Origin of the sequence: Pontibacter litorisediminis, assembly GCF_029360645.1 — a bacterium.
In the GTDB taxonomy this organism is placed as follows: domain Bacteria; phylum Bacteroidota; class Bacteroidia; order Cytophagales; family Hymenobacteraceae; genus Pontibacter; species Pontibacter litorisediminis.
In genome coordinates this window covers 816,644-842,263 of sequence record NZ_JARDUA010000001.1, presented here as the reverse complement: position 1 = coordinate 842,263, position 25,620 = coordinate 816,644, and the positions used below count along the sequence as shown (strand labels likewise).

The following is a 25,620-nucleotide window of genomic DNA, read 5'->3' as shown; positions in this document are numbered from 1 at the left end:
AAGTAGTAGACACAAAAAACTCCTGTTTTAGGGATAGAATTGATCATATCCCTAAAACAGGAGTTTTTTAGTCCATCCCGGAATCAAGCCCTGGGACAATTTATACTTGCTTGGTGAACTTGACTTGAATTACGCTTCCTTCAATGCATACGCTCTCTGCCGGTACGAAAGGGCATATCCTATCAGACCACCCAAAATGGCGGGCGTGAGCCATCCCATGCCCAGGCCGAACAAGGGCAGGTGATCGGCAAGAAAATCAAGGATTCCCACCTCAAAGCCCGCTGCTTTTACACCGTCAAATACGCTGACGATTCCTGTAAACAAGACAGCCCAGGTATACACAGCGTTTCTGTTCCTGAGCAGGGGACCGAGCAAGGTCAGCACGATCAGCACGATGACGATCGGATAAATGGCCACCAGCACAGGTATAGAAAAGGAAATGATTTGGGTTAAGCCCACATTTGAGATCACGGCACTCACCAATGTCAGAACCAGCACATACGTCCTATAGGAAATAGAAGGGCGTAGCTTGTTGAAGAAGCTGGCACAGGCCACCACCAAGCCAATGCTGGTGGTAAGGCAGGCAAACGTAATGGCAACCCCCAGAATAGCGTTGCCCCACAATCCGAACTGGCTGTAAGATACGCTCGTGATGATCTGACCACCGTTCTCCAGGTGCCCTAAGGCCTCTACGCTGGTTGCGCCTGTGTAGGCAAGCCCCAGGTAGACAATGGCCAAACCAGCGGCGGCAACAAAGCCCGCTGTAGCAGTTACGGTCGCGACCTGCTTAGCGCTTCTCACCCCTTTAGCGTTGATGGCGTTTATCACGATCAATCCGAAGATGAAGGAGCCAATTGTATCCATTGTTAAGTACCCTTCCTGAAAACCTTTGAAGAAGGGAGCCCCCTCGTAGGCGCTCAGAGGAGCCTGAATGCTGCCGAGTGGATCGCCAACGCTTTTAGCCAGCAGCACGAACAGGATCAGCAGCAGCACCGGCGTCAGGAGCTTGCCAATCCTGTCCACTATTTTGCTGGGGTTTAGGGCCAGCAGGTACGTAACGGCGAAAAAAACAGCAGAATAAAGCACCATGCCCCAGCCAGAGGCGTTTAGGGCCTCAGGTAAAAAAGGCACGATACCGATCTCATAGGACACGGTACCGGTTCTTGGCACCGCAAACAGAGGGCCAATGGTCAGGTAGATGACCACCGGGAACAGCAGCCCGAAAACAGGGTGCACCTTAGCAGAGATCGACTGCACATCTTCGTTTTTAGAGATGCCAATGGCGATCACGCCCAGCAGCGGGAGCCCAACCCCAGTTAAGAGGAAGCCTAAAATGGCAGGTATTAGGTTTGCGCCCGCCGCCTGGCCCAGCGACAAGGGAAAAATAAGATTGCCGGCGCCAAAGAAGATGGCAAACAGCATCAGGCCAATAAAGAACGTTTCTTTGAATGATAAGGTAGAAGTAGGAGTACGCACAGGGTTTTAAACTGAGAAATAAACATTTGATAAACTTACCGGCAAGTAAAAACCTGATCACCCGTGTCGCAAAGCACAGGTAAGGCCTAGGTAAAATTACAGCGGGCGAGGGCTATTGCCGCGTCAATTTACTGATTAAGTGTTTGATAAATAAACGTTCGGGGCCGTTTTTGTGAATGTTTTTGTCTAAACACTGGTGCACCACCTGTTATGTAAAAGTATAATAATAGCCACTCCTGGTTAAGCACAATAGTGGTAAGCGGCGGTGCCGCCCCTTCCTGGATTGGCAGGGGCGGCACCGTGCAAACTATTAGTCACATCCCATAACCTCACCGCTTCCGATTGGGGAGCCTGGAGGCAGGTCTAAGGTTTTGCTTGGCCTTACTTCCTCTGTTACCGGCCGGTTGAGGCGCTCCAGCGCGAAGAGGAGGTGCGCGTGGTAAGGGCCTTGCTTGTTGGTGCGCAGCCTGGTTTCGATGTACTGCTTCAGGTCATGCAGGGTGGCAGTGGCTACGGCGCGGGCTTGGTAAGAGGCGTCCTGGTTATGGGCCAACGCCATCAGGTGCGTCAGCACGATTTGCTCTGTCTGTAGCTGCACCTGCTCCTGTAATCCTTTTTCACGGCGGCTCTTCCAGGTACTTTGGATGAGCTGGTCTGTTACCTCTTGCAGGCTGAGGCCATTGCTGCGGGCGCCGAGCTCCACCAAACGCGAGGCACGCTCCGGGTGCAGCAGGAACGAGAGCGAAAAGTCAGCAGAGGCTTCGGCTGCGGCCAATGGGTCGAACGTGAGGCCGGTACGTTTGTTAAACAGTTCGCGGCTGTTGCGCAGGCCCGGTGCGCGGGGCGGTATCAACTTCGTGATATGCTCCGGCACGGTGAGCACCTCCGGAGAAATGGTTTTGAGTATGGCGTCCAGCGCTTTCTGCTGCTCGCGCTTGTCCAGCACTTCCGTCACCAGTTGCCCATCGCCTCGCACGGCGTAGGTATAGTTTACGCCTCCGATCAGTTTGGCCACCGCCTCTGTCTGGTAGCGGTGATAGTTGTAGATCGGTACCAGCACATCCTCCAGCGTGCTCATGGCTGCGCCTGGTTTTATGTTGTTTTCGGAGAAGTTCTGCAGTGCCTTTTCGCGCACGCGCAGCACATGCGCCAGCTCGTCGGTGGCATTGGCGCCGTTGTCCCAAAGGTGGGCGGTGGGGTGGGCGCCTCCCGGAGAGCGGGCGTCGCGGTCGGAGATAAACTGCAGCCCCTGCGCCCTGCCTTTGGCCAATATCTCATCCAGCGCTTTTTTCTCGTTTGTGCCTGCCGGGAAATCCTGGTAACCGTAGGCAACGGCCACCTTGTCCCAGGCGCCGATGCCGGTATCATAAGCCTTGCTCAGGTCGATGTTGCCGGTGCGGTCTAGCTTTGCCTGCGGGTGCGGATAGTCCATCACAGAGGCATTGTTGTTGGCGGCATAGTTGTGCATGATGCCCAGCGTGTGCCCCAACTCATGCGCCGACAGCTGCCGGATACGTGCCAGGGCCATGTCCATCATGGCTTTGTCTGCCGCCTTTCCGTCTTTGTAAGGGGCCAGCAGCCCCTCGGCTATCAGGTAGTCCTGGCGCACGCGCAGCGAGCCCAGCGATACGTGGCCCTTGATGATCTCGCCGGTGCGGGGATCGGTCACGGAGGCGCCGTAAGACCAGCCGCGTGTGCTGCGGTGCACCCACTGGATGATATTGTAGCGCACGTCCATCGGGTCGGCCCCCTCCGGCAGCACCTCCACCCGAAACGCATCTTTATACCCGGCAGCCTCAAAGGCCTGGTTCCACCAGCGGGCGCCCTCCAGCAGCGCCGTTCGGATCGGCTCCGGCGCGCCGTTGTCTACGTAGTACACGATCGGCTCCACCGCCTCGGATACCTTGGCAGAAGGGTCTTTCTTCTGTAGACGGTGGCGGGCAATCAGCCGCTTCTCAATGCTCTCATACACCGGTGTGGCATAATCGAAGTAGGACACGCCGAAGTAACCGGCGCGCGGGTCCGCCTCGCGTGGTTTATACTTGTCGTCTGGCAGCTGAATAAAGGAGTGGTGCTGGCGCAGCGTGAGGGCCTGCACATCCGGCGCGACTTCACGCACAAAGCGGCCGGCGTCCTCGCCACCGGTAAAGGTAAGGGTGGCCTCAAACTCTGTGTTCTGCGGGAAATTCTTTGTGCGCGGCAGGTGAACGGCCGAGCGGCTTGCGTCAAGTCTATAGTTGCCCTGCTTCGTGCGCTTTATACTTCCGATCACATCATGGGCATCCCGGAGCAGGAAGTCCGTGGCATCCACCAGCACGCTTTCTCCGTCCTCAGCCTCTGCCTTAAAACCCCACAGGATAGACTTGGCAAAGGACTCCTCCACGGCCCGGGCCTCGTTTTTGTTCGCAGTGATGGCACGGTAGTCCAGGTTTGGCTGTACGAGCATCACCTTCGGGCCTATCTTTTCAAAATACACAACGCGCTGCCCACCCAGCTGGCCGCGGTCTAGGCCAATGTCGTTGGAGCCGAGGCCGGAAGGCAAGGAGTTTACGTACAGGAATTCCTGGTTCAGCTTGTCTACCTCCAGCCATACTTTGCCGGAAGCAGCATCATAATAAAAAGTATAATAGCCGGGGAACTTCTGCATACCCGACGTTTTAGAGGAAATGCTTGGCAGCTTTTGTGCTACGGCCAGGCCAACTGCAAGCAGCGGCAGCACCAGCACGAGCCACAGTGTTTTGGTTAAGGGTGATGTCATGGTGTACTAGGTTAGATTTGGGCTTGATGCCGTAATATAGTGATTTTGTTGTTTTAAGCACGGGCTATTCTGGAGCAATAAGCTTTAAGCAACGTTTGGGAGTCGTTAAGTTTGGGGGCGTAACAAACACTATCCGGAAAAAGTATAGCTTTACAGAAACCAGAAAGAAACAACTATGAACGTGAAGTACCTATTCGCCACTTTTGGTCTGGGGCTTCTTCTTGCCTCCTGCGGCAACGAGAATTCAGAGTATGACCGTTACTATGAGCAGAGCTACCGTGATTCTGTGGCCACGGCCGTAGCCAACCAGCCGGAGCCGGCACCTGCTACCAGAACACCAAATGCTGCCACGCAACAGCCCGCCAAAAAGCAACACCCTGGCGCTATGCTGATTGCAGGCTCTGATTGTACTGCCTGCCACAACAACCAGCAGAAACTGGTTGGCCCAGCCTATGTAGATGTAGCCGGGAAGTATGAAGAAAACGATAAAAACAGGGAGTACCTGATCGGAAAGATAAAGCAGGGAGGCGCCGGTGTATGGGGCCAGGTTCCTATGCCGCCGCACCCGAACATCAGCAACGAAGATGCTGGTAAAATGGTAGACTATATCCTATCCCTCAACGATCAATAGCAAACTGCGCAGCCGCCAAGGCTGCGCTTTGCTTTTACAGTCACTCCTGTTCCGCGTCCTTTCCTGTACCTTGACTCAGCACAGGCTCCTCGGCTTTTCAGAGTAAAACCACGGGAAAACGGCCTCTTGTTAGCTTTCTCCAAAGAGGAAAAGCGTATTGTTACTGGATGGCTACAGGACCTTATCTCTTCCGGAGCACCAGCGTCGTCATGCTTCTTTCCTGCTCCACCAACACCGTCTTCAGCGGCTCCAGCATTTCTGCTCTCAAAGTATAAACCAACTCCCGTAGCAAGGCCTCATCTGCCAGAAACCATACTTGCCCGTGGGCCATCTGGTATTTACGTGGCGCCACCTGCTGTAGCTTGCCCTCCATACCTACCGTTGTGCTGAGGCGGCAGAACAGCAGGCCTCCCGGCTGCAGCACCCGCCACAGCTCCTGTACCATACTTCTGAAGTGTTCCTCATCGCGGGCAAAATGGAGCACCGCGCTGCAGATTACCGCCTCGAAAGCTTCCTCTGCAAAAGGCAGGCTGGCCAGGTCGGCCACCACAAAGTTGTTAGGCGAAAGGGCAGGGGCCAGCTCTGCGGCCATAGTCCGTACTTCTGCTATGGCTTTTTCCGACACATCCGCTCCGTATACTTTCACACCGGCCTGCAGCAGGTACTGCACATTCCGCCCCGCCCCGCAGCCCGCGTCCAGCAGTTTCATGCCCTTTTGTATACGGCCTTTTAGCAGCTGGTCGAACAGATAAATATCGATGTTGCCGAACTGTGCTGGCAGGGAGGAAATCGGGAGGTGAAACATCGTACATTAGGTTTAGTGAAAGCGGCAGCATGGTCTCAGAAATCTAAATTTAGCAGGATTTTGCTGTCTTTTTTAATTAAAATTTCTGATTATTGAACAAACCCAAACTGGAACAAGAACTATGAATACACCTGCTGCCACAGCAACCTCACCAAGAGCCGGCCTCACTGCCGAGCAGTTCATACAAAAATACGCGAACCATCCAACCTACATTCCGCCGCGCGGCCCGGAGCTGCACTGCAAGAACTGGCAGGCGGAGGCGGCCCTGCGCATGTTCCTCAATAACCTGACCGATGAGGTGGCCGAGGCCCCCGCCGACCTGGTGGTATACGGCGGCACCGGACAGGCGGCCCGCACCCCGGAGGATGCCCGCAAGATCATTGAAGTGCTGCTGGAGCTGGAGGAGGATGAGAGCCTACTGGTGCAGTCGGGCAAGCCGGTGGGCAAGGTACGTACGCACGCCGAGGCGCCGCGTGTGCTTATCGCGAATTCTAACCTGGTACCGCATTGGGCTACCTGGGAGTATTTCAACGACCTGCGCAAGCGCGGCCTGATCATGTACGGGCAGATGACGGCGGGCAGCTGGATCTACATCGGCTCGCAGGGCATCCTTCAGGGAACCTACGAAACCTTTGCCGCCTGCGGCGATAAATACTTTAACAGCGACCTGCGCCACAAGCTGCTCGTTACAGGCGGTTTAGGCGGTATGGGCGGTGCTCAGCCATTGGCCGCCACCATTGCCGGCGCCACTTTCCTGGGCGTAGACGTGGACCCGGACCGCATCAAAAAACGCCTGGAGACCCGCTACATCGACAAGATGACCTACGACTATGAGGAGGCGAAGCAGTGGGTGCTGGAGGCGAAGGAGCGCGGCGAGGCTATTTCCGTTGGCTTGGTGGGCGATATCGGTGACGTGCTGGAAAAACTCATCAAGGACAACATCACCCCGGAGATCCTCACCGACCAGACCTCTGCCCATGATCCGATCAACGGCTACGTGCCAAACGGCATGAGCCTGAAGGAGGCAAAGGAGCTGCGCCAGCAGGACCCGGCCAAGTATAAGCAACTCTCTTTGAAGAGTATGGCCCGCCACGTGGGCTTTATGCTGGAGCTGCAAAAGCGCGGCAGCAAGACCTTCGACTATGGCAATAACCTGCGCGAGTTTGCCCAACAGGGCGGCGAGGCCAACGCCTTTAACATACCAGGCTTTGTGCCGGAGTACATCCGTCCGCTCTTCTGCGAGGGCAAAGGTCCGTTCCGCTGGGCTGCCCTCTCCGGCGACCCGGAGGATATCCGCGTAACTGACGAGGCGCTGAAGGAGCTGTTCCCGGAGAATACGCACATGATTAAGTGGCTGGACGAGGCACAGGAGAAGGTTGCCTTCCAAGGGTTGCCTTGCCGCATCTGCTGGCTGGGTATGGGCGAGCGCGAGAAAGCCGGTTTGCTCTTTAACCAGCTCGTGCGCGAGGGCAAAGTGAAAGCGCCGATCGTCATTGGCCGCGATCACCTGGACTGCGGCTCTGTGGCCTCCCCGTACCGCGAAACGGAGGGTATGAAAGACGGATCCGACGCCATCTCTGACTGGCCGCTGCTAAACCTGATGTCGAACACGGCGGGCGGTGCCACATGGGTATCGTTCCACCACGGCGGTGGCGTGGGCATCGGCTACTCGCAGCATGCGGGTATGGTGATACTTGCAGATGGCACTGACCGTGCCGAGCGTTGCCTGCGCCGCGTGCTCTACAACGATCCGGCCATGGGCATCTTCCGTCACGCTGACGCCGGCTATGAAACGGCGCAGGAGAATGCCAAGAAGTTTGGGCTGGAGCTTTAAAGGAAGTTTTAATCTGAATCAGGATTTGCAGGATGTACAGGATTGGGGTTCCGGATCTAAATATTCCTTACTCCTCAGAGCTATGCTCGCTACCTTCGAACTCATTTTTCGGTAGTTTAAGGAGGGGAATTCTGTTCTAGCTCCGACATCCGTGGCTATCGAACTAGAACCCAGTCTTTGGGTTGAGCGCCTATGCGAGTTTTTCCGGTGCCGAACGGTAGTGAGGCAGCCCGAGGCACGAGGGCAGGAAAAGCTCCCAGCGCGATGCCCGAAGACGAGCCCTCTCGGGCTGGAGAGCACCAAAGTGTGAATTGAAAAGAGCCGCTCGTAAGACTAAGGATGAACGGCAGCTAGCATGAATTGCTAATTTCCAACTGTGGTAAGCTGGGGCTTAGGAAAGGCACAAACGAACGCCTACGCCAGAGAAGTATAAAAGTATAACAAGCAATTAAAGTAACGCGCTGTTTAACCATACAAACTATGAAAGAGAGCAAAGACACATCAACCCATACTTTAATCGGCCCCTTCAGCCAAATCCTCTCCATGACGAACCTGCCCGAAGCAGGCGCCATACAGGATGAGCAGCTGCAGGTGGTGGAGCGGGCGGGGGTGCTCGTGCAGGAAGGACGGGTGCAGAAAATTGGCAATTACGACCAGTTGCACCGCGAGGCGCTGGAGAACAAGTATAAACTGGAACTGATAGAGCAGCCCATGGTGCTGCTGCCCGGCTTGATCGACGCCCACACCCATATCTGCTTTGCCGGAAGCCGCGCCAACGACTACGGCATGCGCGTGGCCGGAAAATCATACTTAGAGATAGCCCGCAATGGCGGCGGCATACTGGACAGCGTGCGCAAAACCCGCGACGCAACGCTGGTTGAGTTGGTAGACTTGCTGAAAAGACGCTGCGACCGCCATTTGCGCGAAGGCGTAACCACCTGTGAAGTGAAAAGTGGTTACGGCCTGACGGTGGAGGAGGAACTGAAGATGCTGGAGGCGATAAAGCTGGTAAACAAGCATCATAAAATAGACCTTATTCCAACGTGCCTGGCAGCCCACATGTTACCACCTGAGCACACCGATGCCAAAGCATACCTGGAGGAAGTGCTGAGAGACTTGCTGCCGCAGCTCCAGGAGCAGGAGCTGGCAAGCCGCGTGGATATATTTGTGGAGGAAACGGCCTTTAGAGAGACAGAGGCACTGGAGTATTTGCATGCTGCCAAAGAAATGGGCTTTGACGTGACAGTGCATGCCGATCAGTTCAGTACGGATGGTAGCAGGGTAGCTGCTGAGGTAGGTGCCATAAGTGCCGATCATTTAGAGGCCAGTGGGGAGGAAGAAATTGAGCTGCTGAGAAATGCCGGCGTTGTAGCCACGGTGCTGCCGGGGGCCTCGTTGGGCTTGGGCATGCATTACGCACCTGCCCGCAAGATGCTGGACGGCGGCCTGTGCCTGGCTATCGCTACCGATTGGAACCCTGGCTCTGCCCCCATGGGAGATTTGCTGATGCAGGCGGCCGTGTTGGGCGCTACCGAAAAGTTAACCATGGCCGAGACATTGGCTGCTATCACCACCCGCGCTGCCCGCGCCCTTGCCCTCACCGATCGTGGAGAGCTGGCAAAAGGCAAGCTAGCCGACATGATTGCCTTCCCGACAGAAAACTATAAAGAGATTCTGTACTTCCAAGGGAAGCTGAAGCCCACGAAAATTTGGAAGGCCGGGAAGCAAGTGGAAAAGTTAGGGTAGTTCGTGCCGCAAGTTGAGCAATAGCAAGCCTTGTCATTTTTAACTGGAGGCAGTTATAAGCTGGTAATATATAGAGCCACAAGCTATCGCTTAGCTAACGTCTGCGTTATGAGAGGCGCAGCAACATTTTAAAATTAATTTAGCCAATCAATAATTCAAAGCATGTATAAACCCACCGCACCCGGCACCTGGAAAGGCAGAGTAGACGCGCTCGACGGCGAAGAAGGCAAACGTTGGCACCAAGGCATAAAATTACTCAACCTTACAGAGACGGTGGACCCTGCTAATGCTGCACAAGCCATTGCTTTTCTGGGATTCTGCTGCGATGAAGGCGTGCGCCGCAACCAGGGCAGGGAAGGTGCCGTGGAGGGGCCGGCGGCGTTGCGGCAGGCCATGGCTTCGTTTGCTTGGCACCTGGAGGATGATGTGGCGCTGTTTGATGCCGGTGATGTATTCTGCACCAACCAAAACCTGGAAGAGGCACAGAAGCAACTGGGCAAGAAAGTAAACGCGCTGCTGTCTAACACCTATAAAACGATTATACTTGGTGGAGGCCACGAAACAGCCTATGGTCATTTCCTGGGTATCAAACAGGCGCTCCCGGAGGGTCATAAACTGGGCATCATCAATTTCGACGCGCATTTCGACCTGCGGAGTTATGAGAAGCAGTCAAGTTCGGGTACGCCGTTCCTGCAGATGGCCGACGAGCTGCGTTCAGAAGGCAACGACTTTAACTATTTGTGCCTGGGGATACAGCAGCAGGGCAACACGCAGAAGCTGTTCAGCACTGCCGAAGCCTATGGTGCCGATTATGTGTTTGCGCCGGCCATGCAGGTGTACAACTATGAGGCACTGAGAGAGCGGCTGCAGCAGTTTTCGGAGCTGGTGGATGTGCTGTACGTAAGCATCGACATGGACGTGTTTGCCGCGGCCTATGCCCCCGGCGTTAGTGCCCCGGCCGCATTGGGAGTGCATCCGGAGATCGTGTTGTTGCTGCTGCAGGAAATCATCAGCAGCGGTAAGCTGTTGACGCTGGATATCGTGGAGCTAAACCCTAAGCTCGACCTGGATAGCCGCACGGCCAAGCTAGGTGCTTCCCTGCTTTACCACGTGGTGCAGCAGTGGAGCCAGGTATAGGAATCAAACACGTGCTAGCTAGCAAGAGGTAATAACAGGCGCGGGCCCGGCATAAATGATGCCGGGCCCGCGTTTTTTATCTCCCCACTTTAAACTTGGTCCAGTAGGTGGTGTCGCTGGTTTTTACTTCGATCAGGTAAGTGTCGGGCTTCAGCCTGCCTAGGTTGTAGCGCCAGGCGCTGCGGTTGCTTTCCACGTTTACAGGCTTCTGATGTACCAGCTTGCCGGCTGAGTTTTTCACCTGTAGCATGGCGTTTTCATCCAGTTCCTGCGAGAAATCCAGCTGAAAAGTGCCTTTACTGGCCGGCTTCATGTGGATGCCTGATAGGGTTTCTTTACGGGTGTCAGGATGGTCGGTGGTGACAAGTATGTGCTCTTTCTCCTGAGGAGGGAGTGGCGTGGTTTGCGCCACAGCGTTTGCAAGGCTGAATAGCGGCAGGCCCAGGGCCAGTGCTGCGGCATACGTTTGCTTCATCTTCATGTGGATTCTGCTTAAAGTAATACTATAGCACATGCCGTTGCATTTATAATGCCAAACTTCTGTCAGCAGTTCTTACGCAGGCTTTTTTCGCTGCTGTCGAAGCAGTAGGGGCAGCTGCCGTTAACCTCCAGGCCTCCCAGCCAGCGTTTTTTGGGGATGAAGGAGGCATAGCCCTCCAGCACCCTTTCGCCGAAAAAGCTAAGCGACAACGGTTCACGTGCCTGTACCAGGTCAGGCTGCAGCCGGGAGAGTATGTGCAAGAGCTGCACATCACCGAAACCATAGCCGGGGTCCTGCTCCCAAAACTGCCTCATCACCTCCTTTATACTTGCTGCACCCGATTGGATGATGCTCAGGAGCATACGCTCAGGCTGACTTAGCCCATCGGTGCAACCTGGGAAACGGCTAAGGTGCAGCTGCAGCGCCTGCTCCAGCAGGGGCAGGGTGGACCCGTACTGGTTCAGGTATAGCTGCAAATCTAATTGGTTGGGGCTGGCGAAGAGCTGCCACAGTCGTGCGGCGTGCTGCAGTTGCCCATCGCTTAGCTGCAGGCGCTCCTCAAACAGCTGCTGCAGCTCCTGTGGAGGCAGGTACGCTATATTTTGGCTATGTGCCGGGGTGCACACCGACAGCATAGGCGGTTTCTGCTGCTGTAGGCGATGCAATAGGTATAGCAGGTTTACCTGGCACATCAGGTCGGCATCAAACCAGAGCACAACCTCAAAAAAGGCCCCGATACCCTCGAGTTGCTGCAGCTCATCCAGCACTTTCTCTTTATACTTTTCCGCAGGTTCGCTGTAACTGGAGGTAATAAACTCCTGCCGCTTTTGCCAGAACCCGTGCTCAGGCAATGCAGAAAGAACAGGACCCTCAGACAGCACCTCGCGCCACACCATTACTTGGCCGGGCAGGTTGGCAGCCGTGAAAGCCGCCAGAGAGGCATCGCCGTTGAGGATGTGAAGGGTGGGCAGTTTTTTCATCAGCACAAAGTAAGTACGCCTAAAATGAGAAGGCAACTAACACGTAACGGTGCAGCTGCCTTGCCTCAAACATTATAACGGTATAAGTATGTAACGAATTTATTGGGCCCTTAGTCTATAGGCCACCACTCTATTATCGTTGAAGGTAGGCACCAGCAGCAGCCCCAACTGCTCCGCATAATCAATGTCAGCGGTGTTCATGTTCTGGCTGCTGGTGTTAAGCAGGCTCCATTTCCGGTCGCGTTCATCAATGTAAAATATTTCGCCGCTCCAGCTCGAGGCCAGGTAGCTACCGTCGCCAACGGCGTCTATTCCGTCGGCAGCTTTCACTTCCTCTACCCAGGCAGAGAAGCTTTTAGTTCCTGGGTCCAGCAGCATGATCTCGCCGCTCCCTGAAAAAGCCACGATCATGCGGTCTCCCCGGATAAAGAGTCCGTTAGGGCGCTTGGCCCTCGTTTGGTCTATCCAGGGGCTAATGCGGCCGTTGCGCAAAAGGTAAATCCGGTTTTCTTCTGTGTCGGTCACATATACATTGCCGTTGTCGTCTGCTGCCACGCCGTTCAGCATCTTGGCTCTATCTGCCTTATAACGCCCCAGCACCCCGCCAGATTGAGTAGAAATGGCCACCACCTCGTCTATATCCGCCACATAAAGCACATTGTTATGCAAGGCCATGCCGTGTGGGTCATTCAGTCCAGATACCCAGTAAAGCTCCTGAATCTCTCCTTGCGGGGTTAGCCGTGAGATAAAGCCGTCTCCGTCTTTGCTCGTCCTGGTGTCCTTGTTGATGTTGCTGACATAGATGACGTTACGCACCGGGTCAAACACGGCAGACTCCGGGGTTCTGAGGGTGTTGTCGGAAGCCCATGCCTGCTCCAGCGCTACAGGCGCACGGCTGCTAAGCAATCCCTTGCTGCAGCTGCCAAGCGCCAGCATAAGCAAAGCTGTGCCTATACCAGTAAGTACATTTATCTTCATGTTAATCTGAATGAGTTTGTACTTAGTACGGGTACGGGCACCTGCCGTTTTATTTTGGCGGCTAGTCGGTGTACAGGCCCAGCTTTTGAAGGGTGCGCTGCCGCGATACTTTACCGGTGGCTGTTTCGGAGAAGGCGGGGCTGTAGTATACTTCCTTCGGCATCTCGAACTTCTTGAGCCGATGGCGCAAACGGCCGAAGAGCTGTTGCTCCTCTTCCTCGCCCTGCTTCGCTCCCTCCAGTACCAGCACAATCTTGTCGCCTAATACCTCATCGGGCTGCGGGGCTATAAAGAAGCGTGGGGAATCGGCATCATCGGCAAAGGCCTCGGCAATCGCCAGCTCTATCTTTTCGATCTGCACTTTCACGCCACCGGTATTGATGGTGTTATCGGCGCGGCCGATCCAGCGGAAGCGGGTGGGGGTGAGCAGTTCCACAATGTCGTTCGTCACAAGCAGCTCGTTGTTGGTCACATCGCCCCGTATGGTCAGGCAGCCGCGCTTGTCCAGCCCCACTTCAATCTCGTCCAGCACATCGTAATAGTCGGCGGCATCGTAGCCGTTTAGCTTGCGCAGGGCAATGTGCGAGGCCGTTTCGGTCATGCCGTAGGTATGGTAGATCGGGGCCTGCACCTGCTGCAGCTCCCGCTGCTGCGTGGGGGTTACCGGAGCACCACCCACCAGAATGCCTTTCATGTGGTTCAGTTGCTCCAGCCGCTCCGGCGTCTCCAGCAGGATGGTCTGCAGTTGCATCGGCACAAAGGAGCCAAAGGCGATATTCTCGTTAGGGCTTACCTGGGTAAGCGGGTTTCCAAGAGGCTCTACGATGATCATTTGCAAGTCTGCCTCAAAGCCGCGCACCAGCATCATCATACCCGCAATATACTCGGTGTTGAGGCACACCAGCGTACAGTCGCCTGCCTGTAGTTGCAGGAGCTTGATGGTGCGGCGGGCGCTGGCCTCGAGTTGCTTGCGGGTAAGGCTGATGGTTTTCGGCACACCGGTGGAGCCGGAGGTTTGGATCGGGAACTCTTGCACGCCGTTTAGCCAGTCGCGGCAGAATTCCAGCATCTTACTTTCGTAACCATTCAGCGGGATGCTGTCACGGAAGGAGTAGGATGCAATCTCATCGTAGTAGAACTTCTTGCCGTTCAGGCTCAGGTGCTTGTCTGTCATGTAGCGATTTGTCTTGTAGCATCAGCAAGAAGCCAGAGCCTTGGTGACGCCCCATCAGGTGAAACATTAGCACGTACGTGCTGCTGCAAAAATGGGGCAAAGTGCTTTGAAAACAAACAGTACCTGCAAAGGTTTTTGTGCTACCAGCAGGGGTAAGCCGGGACTAGTACAGCCAATCCTTGTCTGATTTGCGGATGAGGCGATCCACAGAGAATCGGCCCGAGCCGAAAACAAGGAAAAAGATCAGCAGGAACAGTACGATGATAGAAGACCACAGCTCGGTGTTCTCGGAGTAGAAGCCTCTGTCGGGATTGATAAAGAAAACGGCTCCGATCAAAATCGGCAACTGGAACAAGATGGCGACGCGGGTTATCAGGCCAAGTGCGATCAGCAGGCCGCCTACCAGGTGAGCAAAGGCAACGTAATGCGCCAAACCCATAGATACCCAAGGAAACTCGCTTTTGTTCATGATCCGGTACAGTGCCTCCGTGTCCTGGATGAACATAAAGCCTTTTACCATCAGGAAAGCTCCCAATCCAATCCTTACAAAATCGAGCCACATGGGGTGATGGGTGTCGGCCCAGCGCTCTACGCGATGCATGTCGTGTGTTAGGTTCATGGCTTTACACAATTAAAGTGAAACATAGTGACTATCACTTTAATTAACGTATTTTGCCATAAACCGGACGATTTTAAGTACAAACTATATTATTACGTTTTAACCTGCGGCGGGCATGTATGGCGCTTGCCCAAAATACCGGTACTATTTCTGCTTCCGCAGCACCTTGTTGTCCACGGAGTAGCGCCCAGGCCCCACCACCATAAAGAACAGCAGCAACCCCAGCACCAGCACTGACAGCCAGAGCTCTGTATTGCCCAGGTGCAGCCCGCGCTGTGGGTTCACGATCAAAAGGGCGCCTAAAAGCACCGGTATCTGCAGCAGGAGCGCCAGGCGTGTCAGGAAGCCGAAGGCGATCATCAGGCCGCCGATAATATGTACAGCGCTGGTGAAAAGGGAGGCCTTCTGCATGCTGATAAAGTCCTGGCTTTGGCTGAAGATGTAGAAAACATCTGTGTTGTGCTCCAGGAACAGAAGCCCTTTAATGAAGAGGAAGAGGCCAAGTGCGATGCGGAGGCCATCCATCCAGAGCGGGTTATTGGCGCTCGTACGCGGGGAGGCATGGTTTATTTCGTGCGTATAGTTCATGGCGCAGAAGGTTAAAGTGAAACATGCTTCTATTTCTATATACGCCTTGATCGCTTTATCGGGTGAAAATTAATGGGTTAATTCGGTGGCTGATGCCTTTTCCTCTTCCCAAACGGCCGAAGCAGATGGAGGCGCGGCAGGGGTGCCCGGCTCCTCCGCCAGAGACATCAGTACGCCTCCTGCTGCTCTAGGGCAGTTGAGGCGTACCATCTCGACCAACTATAGTAGCTGGAGTGCGCGAACCACCTTTCTGTAGGCCTCAAACGCCTCCCCGTTGGCAACGCTATCGGTGAAGATTTCCAGAATGCCAGCACCAGCCTCAGCGGAGAAGAAGACCGGCAGGGCCTGTTCCAGCTCCTTTATACTTTGCACAGAAGTATAAGCCATGCCAAAATCACGTGCCGTATTCCCGGCTTTCAGCGCCTGGTGTGTCTCAAAGTAGGGAGCGAGCTCTGGCTGCTGTTTTGGGCCGTCTATCAGTCTGAAAATGCCGCCTGCATGGTTGTTGAGCAGCACGATGCGCAGGTTCTGCGGCAGGTAATTGTGCCATAAGCCGTTGCGGTCGTAGAAAAAGGCCAGGTCGCCGGTGAGCAGGGTGGTAATGCCCGGGCTGGTGAGGGCGCAGCCAACGGCGGTGCTGGTGCTGCCATCGATGCCGCTGGTGCCCCGGTTGGCGTACACTTCCACCTGCTGTTCCGGCCTGAGCCCTGCTATGTTCGCATAGCGCACTGACATGGAGTTGGCCAGGTGCAGCTTACTTTGCTGCGGAAGCTGCCGCAGCACATGTGCCACCACAGGCAACTCGCTGTATGGCGCACCTAAAGTATAATCTTTCAGGAATTCATAAGCCGTTTTATCGGCCGCAGCCCATGCGGCGGCAAAGTTCCCGTCAATGCGTGTGCTGCCGGCCATGGCGGCAAAGAAGCTTTGGGGGGCACAGCGCACCACCTTCGTCAGCGACTGATACGTGTCGGCTACCTGGCCGGCGGGCTGCAGGTGCCAGTGGGCGGCTGGTTTATACTTGCGCAGGTACAGTTTTAACGCTTTGGAGATAATGGACTTGCCGCAGGTGATCAGCAGGTCGGGCTGCAGCTTTGCCAGCTGCTTCTGGTCAGGGTTGGCAAAGATGATGTCCTGATGCCTTACCGAGTGTGACAGGCCGTGCATGTTGCTGATAGTGTCGCCCACGACCACGGCACCGGTTGTCTCGGCAAAGGAATGGATGCTTTGCAGCAGCGCCTCGTCCTGCTGGTGCTGCCCCGCCAGCACCAGCACTTTTGTGTACCGCAGGATTTCCTCCTGCAGCCGCAGCGACTGCGCCGGGCTCAGGTCAAATGCCTGTGGCTCCTCCGCGATCACTTTCACTTTTTTGTCGAAGCTCAGTTCCTCGCCCGGGGCAGGGTAGAAAGGCTCGCGCAGCGGCACGTTGATGTGCACCGGGCCGGCGGGGAATGCTACTGCCTCGTTTAGCGCCTCTGATACCATGCGCCCGCTGTGCCACACCGCGTCGGGGTGCGACAAGTCGGCGGGGAAGGTATAGCTGTGCTTGATGTGCTGCCCAAACAGGTTTTGCTGGCGTATCGTTTGCCCGTCCAGTTGGTCGATCCACTCAGGTGGGCGGTCGGCGCTCAGGATTAGCAGGGGCACTTGCTGGAAGTAAGCCTCTGCCACGGCCGGTGCATAGTTCAACGCCGCCGTGCCCGAGGTGCACACCAGCACCGTGGGCTTGCCTGTTGTCAGTGCCATACCCAGCGCAATAAAAGCAGCGGCACGCTCATCAGATATGGTGCGCACCGTAAATTGGGGGTGGCGGGCAAAGGCAATCGTCAGGGGCGCGCACCGAGAGCCCGGCGACAGCACCACGTTTTCGACTCCCTTCTGGGCGCAAATCTCCGCAATATTGACAACAGGCTGTAGGATCATAATGAGTGAATTAGTGATTGTGTGAATGAGTGCATGTTAAATAGTAATATGCTTTCAAGTTTCTGTAATGATGAAGACAAAATTTCTGTCTATGTTTCCCAAACATTCACTCAGTCACTCATCCACTCATACAAGTTAAAAATCCGACAGGATTTTCCGCATCGTCTGCATTTTATGCTGCGTTTCCTGCCACTCTTTCTGCGGGTCGGAGGCCTCGGTGATGCCGGCGCCGGCGTAGAGAATGGCTTCGTGCTGCAGCAGTTGCATGCAGCGCAGGTTCACGTACAGGTGTGACCCGGAGGCACCGTTTACCGGCCCCAGGTAACCGCTGTAATAGCTGCGGTGATAGCCCTCGTAGGCAAGTATAAACTGCAGCGCAGGCTCTTTGGGCAGGCCGCAAACCGCCGAGGTGGGGTGCAGCAGCTCCAGCATATCGGTGCCGAGGGTAGGGAAATGCACGTCCTTCAGGTTTACCTTGAAATCGGTGCGCAGGTGCATCAGGTTGCCGGCTAGGATCGTTCGGGGCCCGACCTCGGTGTAGTCGCGGAGGCGCAGTTTTTTAAAGCAGCTCAGGATATAACGCTCCACCATGGCCTGCTCCTCAATCTCCTTCTGCCTCCAGATCGCATCGGATACGTTCTCCACGGCGGGCTGCGTGCCCGCCAGGGCCACCGTATGGAACACCTGCTCCTCGGTTATGCTGACCAGGATCTCCGGCGAGGCACCCATCCAGGTGCCCACGCCCGGCACCGACACCAGCGACACAAAGGCCCTGGGGTAGGCCGCCGCCATGGCTTCGAAAGCCGCTACCGGCGAAAAGTTTTCCGGCAGCGCCTCCCGGCTATTCCGCGAGAGCACCACCTTCTCCATCTGCCCGTCCTCTATCGCCTCCACCGCTTTCCTTACGGCACCCGTAAAGCTCTCCTCCGTTTGCAAGGTATGGTTTTCCGAGAAGGTGGGGGTATGCCAACTGCTCATGCCTTGTGGTTCCTGCAGCAAGGTATAAAACGACTGCAGTTGCTGCGGGTGTACGTCGGCTGCGGGAGTAAGGGCCTCTCCATCAAAGTATACATCTCCCCTGATAAAGATGTTCTTGTGTTGGCCGCTGGCCTTAAAGGGGCAGAAGAAGAAGCCAAAAGGGCTGGTCTCCAGCTGCGGCTGCCCGGTCGTGTACTGCTGGCCCAACTGTACACAGGCTTGTATCCTGTCAGACAGGGGCAGGCGCCAGGCAGCCACCGCCTTTTGCCCGGCTACGACTGCCCGGAATAATTGCTCTAAAGTATAAGTTTGGGTACACTCACCCATCATTTTTTCTCCTCCAGGCCTGTATGGCCACGGTTTATTTTTTGTCGATCACGGCCACGGTCATGCGGCTGATGCACACCAGCGCACCGTCTTCATCCGTTATTTTTGTTTCCCATACCTGTGTGCTGCGGCCCACATGGATCGGTGTGGCCTTGCCATACACCCAGCCTTCGCGGGCGCTGCGCAAATGGTTGGCATTTATCTCTAAACCCACGCAGGCTTTTTTTGTTAGATCCACCTGCAGGGCCGCCCCCATGCTTGCCAGCGACTCGGCCAGCACCACCGAGGCCCCGCCATGCAGCAGGCCCATGGGCTGGTGCGTGCGTTGGTCCACCGGCATTCTGGCGCATAAATAATCGTCGCCTACCTCTGTAATTTCAATGCCCAGGTAATCGATCATGGTGTTCTGGCACCACTGTTTTACCCGCTCTATCGTATCAGTATTTTTATCCATACGCTGCGATGCCTAAATTCGCACTGATTTATGTAAGAAGGCAAAAGTAGAAGAATTTTGAGTATTAAGAAAGTATACCTGATCCGCCACGGGCAGACCGATTACAACCTGCAGAGCATCGTGCAGGGCAGCGGCGTGGACTCGGTGCTGAATGCCGAAGGGCAACGGCAGGCGGCCCTGTTTTTCCAGAAGTACAAAGATGTAAAATTCGACAAGGTCTATACCTCCACGCTGCAGCGCAGCATACAGTCGGTGCAGGGCTTCCTCGATCTCGGTATCCCGCACGAGCGGCACGCCGGGCTGAACGAGATAAACTGGGGCACCCGCGAGGGCACCCGCATCACACCCGAGGAAGATGCCTACTACCACGGCATCCTGCAGACCTGGTGCGATGGCAACACCGACATATGTATAGAGGGAGGGGAGAGCCCACAATTGGTGTACGAGCGGCAGAAGCCTTTCATCGACCTGATGCTAAGCCGGCCGGAGGAGGAAACCATCCTGATCTGCATGCATGGGCGGGCTATGCGCATACTTCTCTGCCAGCTGCTGCGCTACCCTTTGCGCTGCATGGATGAGTTCAGGCACCGCAACCTTTGCCTGTACCAGCTCGACTTTACCGGCAGCATGTTTGCCGTTAAAAAATACTGCGACGTGGCCCACCTGCAGTAGCCCATCGAAAGTATAACACAGAAGTAATTGGCTGGAGCTTTAGAAATTACGCTTGTTTGTGTAACTTGCTTTTCGAACCTGAGTGAGCACAAAAGCATAGCCCCTGGTAAAATAGAGTGGGCCGTGCCGCGATTTGTGTGCCTACATAGTTTGAATAAAATATTTTTAAATCTAATTTTGGGCGGATAATACAAGACCTATTGGGCGAATAAACAACACGAAATTTATGGCTGAAGTTATAAAAATGCCCAAGATGAGCGACACGATGACGGAGGGGGTGATTGCATCTTGGTTGAAAAAAGAAGGCGACAAGGTAAGCGCCGGCGATATCCTGGCTGAAGTGGAGACCGACAAGGCGACCATGGAACTGGAGTCTTACGAAGACGGAACCCTGCTGTACATCGGGCCTAAAAAGGGCGATGCCGTACCAGTGGATGCCGTGATCGCCATCATTGGCAAAGAAGGCGAGGATATCTCTGGCCTGCTGAGCGAGGTAAAGGGCGGTGGCGCTCCGGCTGCTAAGGCAGAAAAGAAAGAGGAGAAGCCAGAGCCGAAGAAAGAAGAAACCAAGCCTGCCGCTGCCAAAGAGGAGGCGCCTGCCAAGGTAGCCGATACGAGCAACATCAAGGCTTCTGTTATCCGCATGCCGAAGATGAGCGACACCATGACCGAAGGGGTTCTGGTTAGCTGGCTGAAAAAAGAAGGTGATAAAGTGAAATCCGGTGATGTGCTGGCCGAGGTGGAGACCGACAAGGCGACCATGGAGCTGGAGTCTTACGAAGATGGAACCCTGCTGTATCTTGGCGTAAAAGAGGGCGAAGCCGTGGCTGTAGATGCCATCATCGCGATCATTGGCGAGGAGGGTGCTGACTACAAAGCGCTTCTGAACGCTGTTTCTTCTAACAGAGAAGACCGTCAGGAGAACGCCCAGACGGATGAGGCTGTGGAGGCTGGCGTAGATGCCGCCACTTCTGATAAAGTACAGGAAACAAATGTTCCGGGACCGGAGGCAGCTGAGCAAACCTCAGCTGGTTCTTCCGAGAACGGCCGCATCAAGGCTTCGCCGCTGGCCAAACGGGTAGCCAAGGAGAAAGGCTTCATTCTTTCTCAGATAAAAGGCTCTGGCGAGGGTGGCCGTATCGTGCTGCGCGACGTGGAGAACTTCACGCCGTCTGCCGCGCCGCAGAAAGCCGCCGCACCACAGACTGCCGCCGCGCCTGCTCCGGCAGCTATCCCGGGAGCCCCTGCAGAGTCTTACGAGGAGGTGAGCGTGTCGCAGATGCGTAAGGTGATTGCGCGCCGCCTGGCGGAGAGCAAGTTCACTGCGCCGCACTTCTACCTGACCATGGAAATTGACATGGACAAGGCCATTGAGGCGCGTGCAAGTATAAATGAAGTATCCCCGGTAAAAGTGTCGTTCAACGACCTGGTGATCAAAGCCGCCGCCGCTGCGCTTCGTCAGCACCCTGCGGTGAACTCATCCTGGCTGGGCGATAAGATCCGCTACAACAAGCACATCAACATTGGTGTGGCCGTGGCGGTAGAGGAAGGCCTGCTGGTACCGGTGGTGCGTAATGCTGATTACAAATCGCTTTCTGCTATCTCGGCAGAGGTGAAGGAACTGGGCGGCAAAGCGAAAAACAAAAAGCTGCAGCCATCGGAGTGGGAAGGCAACACCTTCACCATCTCCAACCTGGGCATGTTCGGCATCGAAGAATTCACAGCCATCATCAACCCGCCGGATGCCTGCATCATGGCTGTGGGAGGCATCAAGCAGACACCGGTTGTGAAGAACGGCAACATCCAGATCGGCAACGTGATGAAAGTGACCCTGTCTTGCGACCATCGCGTGGTGGACGGCGCGGTAGGCTCAGCCTTCCTGCAGACGTTTAAGAACCTGCTGGAGAACCCGGTGAGAATCCTGGTATAACCTACTCGGTAAAAGTATAAATCAAAGAGAAGCCCCTCCGGAAACGGTGGGGCTTTTTATTTGCATCCCACCGCGGTTTACGTGAGGTGGGAGCAGATGTAACAAAAAGGAAATGTATTAGCTGAAACTAATATAGTGATATATAGTACATTTGTACTCCGATAAGCTATAGCAGCAACTAAGAGCGGTTGGGAGTGGGGCTATAGTGCAAGAACCTTGTTTTCTAGTATTCACTTACCCATAAAAACCTATCGCATGAGTAAATTTTTACGGAAGTTACAGCTTTTGCTGCTGCTGGTCTGCCTTTGTTCTTCCACAGTGGCCACCGCACAAAGCGTCTTTATCAACGAAATCCACTACGACAACGCCAGTACTGATGTAAACGAGGCCATAGAGATCCTGGGGCCGGCCGGTACCGACCTCACCGGTTGGAGCCTGGTACTGTACAACGGCGGCAACGGCGGCGTTTACAACACAAAAACCCTGTCGGGCAGTATTCCCAGCGACGGGGCGAATTACCACGGTTTCCTGGTGGTAAACTATCCCAGCAACGGTATTCAGAACGGCGCGCCTGATGGTGTGGCGCTAGTGAATGCCGCTGGCCAGGTGGTGCAGTTCCTGAGCTACGAAGGCACGATGACTGCCATCGGCGGACCTGCGGACGGCATGACGAGCCAAGATATCGGAGTAAGCGAGGATGGCACAGCGCCTGACAATTTCTCCCTTCAGCTGGCAGGCGCTGGTAAGGACTATACTGATTTCACCTGGGAGGCTGCCGCAGAAAGTACCTTCGGAAGTATAAACTTCAATCAAGTCCTTCCGCTGGGCGGCGAACCGTTGCCTGAGCCGGAACCAGAACCGCAGCCATCTTCCACCATTGTATTCATCAACGAGATCCATTACGACAACGCAGGTGCTGACGCAGGGGAAGGCGTAGAAGTGGCCGGTTTGGCCGGCACGGACCTGAGCGGCTGGCAACTGATCGGCTATAACGGCAACAACGGCGCCAGCTATTCGACCACGAACCTTAGCGGAACGATACCTGCACAGCAAGCAGGCTTCGGCACCGTGTTCTTCCCGATAACGGGCCTGCAGAACGGCTCACCGGACGGTATCGCCTTGGTAGATGCCGAAGGCAAGGTAGTACAGTTCCTGAGCTACGAAGGAACGTTCACAGCTATAGGCGGACCAGCCGATGGTATGGCGAGCACAGACATTGGGGTGACGCAAACAGGTTCTGAGCCAGCGGGCTTTTCGCTGCAGCTGACTGGTGCAGGCTCAGCTTATAAGGCCTTTACCTGGGCTGCCAGCAGCGCCTCCACGTATGGTGCCGTGAACAACGGGCAGACTTTCCTGCCCTTGCAGGATGTGGTGTTCATCAACGAGATCCACTATGACAATGACGGTACGGATGTGAACGAGGGAGTAGAAGTAGCTGGTAACGCCGGTGCAGACTTAAATGGCTGGCAGCTTGTTGCCTACAATGGCAACGGAGGCGGTGCTTATACTACCCTGAGCCTGAGCGGCACGCTTCCGAACCAGGACAATGGGTACGGCACTTTGTTCTTCCCGATCAACGGTTTGCAAAATGGAGCACCGGACGGCATCGCGTTGGTAAACCCGGACGGGGAAGTAGTGCAGTTCCTGAGCTACGAAGGCGCTATGACGGCTACAGCCGGGCCTGCCGCAGGCATGACGAGCGAAGACATCGGCGTGGCGGAGAGCTCCTCAACGCCGGTTAATTTCTCACTGCAATTGACCGGAACCGGTACCAGTTATGCTGACTTTACCTGGAGCGGACCTATCGCCGGCACGTACAATGCCGTGAATAGGGGCCAAAGCTTTGGCGGCGAAACTAACGAGCCGGAGCCAGAGGAGCCGAAGGAGGGAAGCATTGCCGAGGCCCGCAGCATGCCGGTTGGCACCGTGGTTACAGTTTCCGGGGTGCTTACCGCTACCGATCAGTTTGGCGGCCCGGCCTATCTGCAGGACGAGACCGGTGGCATTGCCGTTTTTGACCAGCAGGTGCATGCTGCTGACGCGTTTGCCATTGGCGATTCCATCCAGATCACTGCTACGGTTGAGCTGTTTAATAACATGCCGGAATTGGTGGATGTGACGGCGCTGGAGAGCTTCGGACCTGCCACCCAGCCGTTGGTACCAGCAGTGGTAACGGTGGCAGAGCTAAGCCAGCTCGAGGGGATGCTTGTTTCCATACCAAACGTTACGTTTGAGGATGCCCGGGGGCTGTTGTTCCCGGATGCCAACTACAGCATCACCGACGGCACCGGCACAGTAGCCTTGCGCATCGATGCGGATGTGCAGGAGCTGGTAGGTCGCCTGAAGCCACAGGAGCCTGTAACTGTTACAGGCGTCCTGAGCAGCTTTAGAGGAAGCCTGCAGCTGTTGCCGCGCTTCCAGGACGATTTGCCGGGCACAACGGCCTATGAGCCTGCAGGCAGCGATATCTCCATTGCCAAGACACTGGACGTGATGAGCTGGAACATGGAGTTCTTCGGGGCGACGCAGAAGGACTATGGCCCTAATAATGACCAACTGCAGCTGGAAAATGCCGCCAGCCTGATTGCCAGTGTGCGTGCCGATGTGATCGCCGTGCAGGAGATCTCTAGCGAGGAGCAGCTGCAGAAACTGGTAGCCATGCTGCCCGGCTACGCCGTTGTTTGCTCCGATCGCTACTCTTACTCCTTCAACGGTGAAGACCCTAACTTCCCGGCGCAGAAGCTGTGTTTCATCTATAATACGGAAGTGATAACGCTGGTAGAGGACCGCGTGATTTTCGAAGAGTTGTATGATGCCGCTCGTGCAGGAGCGACAGACCTGTTGAACGATTACCCATCCGGCAGCGCGTCTTCGTTCTGGTCCAGCGGCAGGTTGCCGTACATGGTTACCGTGGATGCCACCATAGAAGGGGCGACGGAGCGCATCCAGCTCATCAACATCCATGCGAAATCCGGTTCTTCTGCCGGAGACCTGGCCCGCCGTGCGTATGATGTGCAGGCGCTGAAAGACACGCTGGACCAGTATTACCCGAACGCAAACCTCATCTTGCTGGGAGATTACAACGATGATGTGGATGCTTCCATTGGCAGCGGGGCGACTATTTACCAGCAATTTGTGCAGGCGCAGGACTATGACGTGCTGACGCTTAGCCTGAGCGAAGCCGGCATGCGCTCCTACATCACGCAGGACAACGTGATTGATCATATCACCATCAGTAACGAGCTGTTTGAAGAATATCTTCCGGGTTCGGAAACACTGGTGATCCCCTTCGCTTACATTGCTAACTATGGCAGCACTACTTCCGACCACTTACCGGTACTGGCTCGCTTTGAGTTGGCGGCACCCCTTGTGGTAGACGCCGGGGATGCGCAGACGGTATACTTTGGTTACGCGCCACAGGCCTGCGCTACCTTAACCGCTGGTGCCGCCACAGGAGGCTCTGGAGCGTACACGTATACCTGGAGCACCGGCGAAGTTGGGCAAAGCATACAAGTTTGCCCGGAGGTGAGCACCACTTACACGGTTACAGTAACCGATGCCAAAGGCCGTACCACAACGGATACCGTGCAGGTGTGTGTGGTGAACGTGAGCTGCACCACCGGCGCGGGAGTAGAAAAGGTAGCGCTATGCTATAACCTGTCCGGCAAAAAAGCGCAGAAGCTGTGTGTGCCTGTTCATACGGTAGAAAGCTTCCTGATGCGCGGGGCTACCCTTGGCAGCTGTGGCGTGAGCACTTCCTGCGAAACAGAAGAGCCTGTACAAACAGCTCCTGCAGCAGCCAGGCTGGTGGTATATCCAAACCCTGCCGAGCACATTGTAAACATATCGCTTGGTGGTGAGACCGATGAGGAAATACAGGTGGTGCTGTATGATAAAGTAGGCAACAGCCTGTACAGCACCAACGCCCGCACCAGCAACGGCAGCCTGAGGCTAGACCTTAGTGAAAATCAGTTAGCAGCAGGTACGTACTACCTGAAAGTTGTTAGCCAGCATACCACACAAACGGTAAGGCTGATCAAAAAATAACCAGCTTTATACTTTAACGAAAAAGCGGAGGCCACACCTGGTCCTCCGCTTTTTTGGTTTTTATACTTGCTCGGGTAGGCTA

At 55.3% G+C, this 25,620-nt stretch carries 19 protein-coding genes; 7 read left to right on the top strand and 12 right to left on the bottom strand.

Translation table 11 applies throughout. From position 1 onward, the window contains the following. Positions 1 to 129: 129 nt before the first annotated feature. Positions 130 to 1,476 carry a branched-chain amino acid transport system II carrier protein gene (gene brnQ, locus PXG97_RS03630; RefSeq protein ID WP_276496355.1) on the bottom strand — a complete coding sequence of 449 codons (1,347 nt, stop codon included), beginning with the start codon at positions 1,474 to 1,476 and terminating at the stop codon, positions 130 to 132. Positions 1,477 to 1,786: 310 nt separating this feature from the next. After that, positions 1,787 to 4,234 (bottom strand): zinc-dependent metalloprotease, encoded by a 2,448-nt coding sequence (locus PXG97_RS03625; protein WP_276496354.1) that lies wholly within the window; start codon positions 4,232 to 4,234, stop codon positions 1,787 to 1,789. 175 nt (positions 4,235 to 4,409) lie between these two features. Between PXG97_RS03625 and PXG97_RS03620 the strand changes: the two genes are divergently transcribed. Then, the gene (locus PXG97_RS03620; protein ID WP_276496353.1) at positions 4,410 to 4,865 is read left to right on the top strand and encodes a c-type cytochrome; all 456 of its coding nucleotides are present in this window, start codon (positions 4,410 to 4,412) and stop codon (positions 4,863 to 4,865) included. A gap of 181 nt (positions 4,866 to 5,046) precedes the next feature. On the opposite strand, the gene PXG97_RS03615 is transcribed toward PXG97_RS03620, so the two are convergent. Beyond that, positions 5,047 to 5,670 carry a class I SAM-dependent methyltransferase gene (locus tag PXG97_RS03615; RefSeq protein ID WP_276496352.1) on the bottom strand — a complete coding sequence of 208 codons (624 nt, stop codon included), beginning with the start codon at positions 5,668 to 5,670 and terminating at the stop codon, positions 5,047 to 5,049. Between the two features lie 121 nt (positions 5,671 to 5,791). Here PXG97_RS03615 and hutU point away from each other — a divergent pair, with 121 nt between their 5' ends. From hutU to hutG, 3 genes are all read left to right on the top strand, one after another. Beyond that, positions 5,792 to 7,504: a urocanate hydratase gene (gene hutU / locus PXG97_RS03610; protein ID WP_276496351.1), complete on the top strand. Its 1,713-nt coding sequence runs from the start codon at positions 5,792 to 5,794 to the stop codon at positions 7,502 to 7,504. 480 nt (positions 7,505 to 7,984) lie between these two features. Further along, the gene (gene hutI, locus PXG97_RS03605) at positions 7,985 to 9,250 is read left to right on the top strand and encodes an imidazolonepropionase (protein WP_276496350.1); all 1,266 of its coding nucleotides are present in this window, start codon (positions 7,985 to 7,987) and stop codon (positions 9,248 to 9,250) included. A 162-nt stretch (positions 9,251 to 9,412) separates the two neighbouring features. After that, positions 9,413 to 10,387: a formimidoylglutamase gene (gene hutG, locus PXG97_RS03600; protein WP_276496349.1), complete on the top strand. Its 975-nt coding sequence runs from the start codon at positions 9,413 to 9,415 to the stop codon at positions 10,385 to 10,387. A 76-nt stretch (positions 10,388 to 10,463) separates the two neighbouring features. Here hutG and PXG97_RS03595 read toward each other — a convergent pair whose 3' ends face one another. From PXG97_RS03595 to PXG97_RS03555, 9 genes are all read right to left on the bottom strand, one after another. After that, positions 10,464 to 10,868 (bottom strand): hypothetical protein, encoded by a 405-nt coding sequence (locus tag PXG97_RS03595; protein ID WP_276496348.1) that lies wholly within the window; start codon positions 10,866 to 10,868, stop codon positions 10,464 to 10,466. A gap of 62 nt (positions 10,869 to 10,930) precedes the next feature. After that, on the bottom strand, positions 10,931 to 11,848 hold the full coding sequence (locus PXG97_RS03590) for a DUF1835 domain-containing protein (RefSeq protein WP_276496347.1): 918 nt from the start codon (positions 11,846 to 11,848) through the stop codon (positions 10,931 to 10,933). Between the two features lie 99 nt (positions 11,849 to 11,947). Further along, a complete protein-coding gene (locus PXG97_RS03585) occupies positions 11,948 to 12,826 on the bottom strand; it encodes an NHL repeat-containing protein (RefSeq protein WP_276496346.1) in 879 nt (292 codons plus the stop codon). Positions 12,827 to 12,887: 61 nt separating this feature from the next. Beyond that, a complete protein-coding gene (locus PXG97_RS03580; protein WP_276496345.1) occupies positions 12,888 to 14,000 on the bottom strand; it encodes an AMP-binding protein in 1,113 nt (370 codons plus the stop codon). Between the two features lie 163 nt (positions 14,001 to 14,163). Continuing rightward, the gene (locus PXG97_RS03575; protein WP_276496344.1) at positions 14,164 to 14,619 is read right to left on the bottom strand and encodes a DoxX family protein; all 456 of its coding nucleotides are present in this window, start codon (positions 14,617 to 14,619) and stop codon (positions 14,164 to 14,166) included. Between the two features lie 144 nt (positions 14,620 to 14,763). Next, a complete protein-coding gene (locus PXG97_RS03570; RefSeq protein ID WP_276496343.1) occupies positions 14,764 to 15,207 on the bottom strand; it encodes a DoxX family protein in 444 nt (147 codons plus the stop codon). Between the two features lie 219 nt (positions 15,208 to 15,426). After that, positions 15,427 to 17,130 carry a 2-succinyl-5-enolpyruvyl-6-hydroxy-3-cyclohexene-1-carboxylic-acid synthase gene (gene menD / locus PXG97_RS03565; protein ID WP_276496342.1) on the bottom strand — a complete coding sequence of 568 codons (1,704 nt, stop codon included), beginning with the start codon at positions 17,128 to 17,130 and terminating at the stop codon, positions 15,427 to 15,429. Positions 17,131 to 17,265: 135 nt separating this feature from the next. Further along, a complete protein-coding gene (locus tag PXG97_RS03560) occupies positions 17,266 to 18,438 on the bottom strand; it encodes an isochorismate synthase (protein ID WP_276496341.1) in 1,173 nt (390 codons plus the stop codon). A 31-nt stretch (positions 18,439 to 18,469) separates the two neighbouring features. Beyond that, positions 18,470 to 18,889: a PaaI family thioesterase gene (locus PXG97_RS03555; RefSeq protein ID WP_276496340.1), complete on the bottom strand. Its 420-nt coding sequence runs from the start codon at positions 18,887 to 18,889 to the stop codon at positions 18,470 to 18,472. A 57-nt stretch (positions 18,890 to 18,946) separates the two neighbouring features. Between PXG97_RS03555 and PXG97_RS03550 the strand changes: the two genes are divergently transcribed. The 3 genes from PXG97_RS03550 (at position 18,947) to PXG97_RS03540 (ending at position 25,538) form a co-directional block, all read left to right on the top strand. Further along, a complete protein-coding gene (locus tag PXG97_RS03550; RefSeq protein ID WP_276496339.1) occupies positions 18,947 to 19,561 on the top strand; it encodes a histidine phosphatase family protein in 615 nt (204 codons plus the stop codon). Between the two features lie 226 nt (positions 19,562 to 19,787). Beyond that, the gene (locus tag PXG97_RS03545) at positions 19,788 to 21,491 is read left to right on the top strand and encodes a pyruvate dehydrogenase complex dihydrolipoamide acetyltransferase (protein WP_276496338.1); all 1,704 of its coding nucleotides are present in this window, start codon (positions 19,788 to 19,790) and stop codon (positions 21,489 to 21,491) included. 255 nt (positions 21,492 to 21,746) lie between these two features. Then, positions 21,747 to 25,538, top strand: a complete 3,792-nt coding sequence (locus tag PXG97_RS03540; protein ID WP_276496337.1) for a T9SS type A sorting domain-containing protein — start codon at positions 21,747 to 21,749, stop codon at positions 25,536 to 25,538. Positions 25,539 to 25,620 lie beyond the last annotated feature (82 nt).

Coding starts and splice junctions, on each gene's coding strand:
- PXG97_RS03570 (WP_276496343.1), bottom strand. CDS start 15,207: ATGAACTATACGCACGAAATAAACCATGCCTCCCCGCGTACGAGCGCC.
- PXG97_RS03555 (WP_276496340.1), bottom strand. CDS start 18,889: ATGGATAAAAATACTGATACGATAGAGCGGGTAAAACAGTGGTGCCAG.
- PXG97_RS03575 (WP_276496344.1), bottom strand. CDS start 14,619: ATGAACCTAACACACGACATGCATCGCGTAGAGCGCTGGGCCGACACC.
- hutG (WP_276496349.1), top strand. CDS start 9,413: ATGTATAAACCCACCGCACCCGGCACCTGGAAAGGCAGAGTAGACGCG.
- PXG97_RS03625 (WP_276496354.1), bottom strand. CDS start 4,234: ATGACATCACCCTTAACCAAAACACTGTGGCTCGTGCTGGTGCTGCCG.
- menD (WP_276496342.1), bottom strand. CDS start 17,130: ATGATCCTACAGCCTGTTGTCAATATTGCGGAGATTTGCGCCCAGAAG.
- PXG97_RS03595 (WP_276496348.1), bottom strand. CDS start 10,868: ATGAAGATGAAGCAAACGTATGCCGCAGCACTGGCCCTGGGCCTGCCG.
- PXG97_RS03580 (WP_276496345.1), bottom strand. CDS start 14,000: ATGACAGACAAGCACCTGAGCCTGAACGGCAAGAAGTTCTACTACGAT.
- PXG97_RS03615 (WP_276496352.1), bottom strand. CDS start 5,670: ATGTTTCACCTCCCGATTTCCTCCCTGCCAGCACAGTTCGGCAACATC.
- hutI (WP_276496350.1), top strand. CDS start 7,985: ATGAAAGAGAGCAAAGACACATCAACCCATACTTTAATCGGCCCCTTC.
- PXG97_RS03620 (WP_276496353.1), top strand. CDS start 4,410: ATGAACGTGAAGTACCTATTCGCCACTTTTGGTCTGGGGCTTCTTCTT.
- PXG97_RS03585 (WP_276496346.1), bottom strand. CDS start 12,826: ATGAAGATAAATGTACTTACTGGTATAGGCACAGCTTTGCTTATGCTG.
- PXG97_RS03540 (WP_276496337.1), top strand. CDS start 21,747: ATGAGTAAATTTTTACGGAAGTTACAGCTTTTGCTGCTGCTGGTCTGC.
- PXG97_RS03545 (WP_276496338.1), top strand. CDS start 19,788: ATGGCTGAAGTTATAAAAATGCCCAAGATGAGCGACACGATGACGGAG.
- PXG97_RS03590 (WP_276496347.1), bottom strand. CDS start 11,848: ATGAAAAAACTGCCCACCCTTCACATCCTCAACGGCGATGCCTCTCTG.
- hutU (WP_276496351.1), top strand. CDS start 5,792: ATGAATACACCTGCTGCCACAGCAACCTCACCAAGAGCCGGCCTCACT.
- PXG97_RS03560 (WP_276496341.1), bottom strand. CDS start 18,438: ATGATGGGTGAGTGTACCCAAACTTATACTTTAGAGCAATTATTCCGG.